The organism is Pantoea sp. OVA07A (assembly GCF_019969975.1).
GTDB lineage: Bacteria > Pseudomonadota > Gammaproteobacteria > Enterobacterales > Enterobacteriaceae > Pantoea > Pantoea agglomerans.
In genome coordinates this window covers 1-621 of record NZ_JAHXYM010000018.1, presented here as the reverse complement: position 1 = coordinate 621, position 621 = coordinate 1, and the positions used below count along the sequence as shown (strand labels likewise).

General features: G+C 51.5%; 1 rRNA gene. It reads right to left on the bottom strand.

From position 1 onward, the window contains the following. Positions 1–457, bottom strand: a 16S ribosomal RNA gene (locus LC417_RS22245); the annotation flags it as partial. Positions 458–621 lie beyond the last annotated feature (164 nt).

Sequence of the window (621 nt, the reverse complement as noted above, 5' to 3'; positions counted from 1 at the left end):
TCGCCTTCCTCCCCGCTGAAAGTACTTTACAACCCGAAGGCCTTCTTCATACACGCGGCATGGCTGCATCAGGCTTGCGCCCATTGTGCAATATTCCCCACTGCTGCCTCCCGTAGGAGTCTGGACCGTGTCTCAGTTCCAGTGTGGCTGGTCATCCTCTCAGACCAGCTAGGGATCGTCGCCTAGGTGGGCCATTACCCCGCCTACTAGCTAATCCCATCTGGGTTCATCCGATAGTGAGAGGCCCGAAGGTCCCCCTCTTTGGTCTTGCGACGTTATGCGGTATTAGCCACCGTTTCCAGTGGTTATCCCCCTCTATCGGGCAGATCCCCAGACATTACTCACCCGTCCGCCACTCGTCACCCAAGGAGCAAGCTCCTCTGTGCTACCGTCCGACTTGCATGTGTTAGGCCTGCCGCCAGCGTTCAATCTGAGCCATGATCAAACTCTTCAATTTAAGTTTGATTTGCTTAAACAAGTTAAGCGGTGCTCATCTGTAAAACGTCATAATGAATTTCATTATGTGTTCACTCGTGAGGCTTGATATTTTTTACGTCCGGAGACGCTGATATCAATCCTGCGAGTGCCCACACAGATTGTCTGATAAATTGTTAAAGAGCA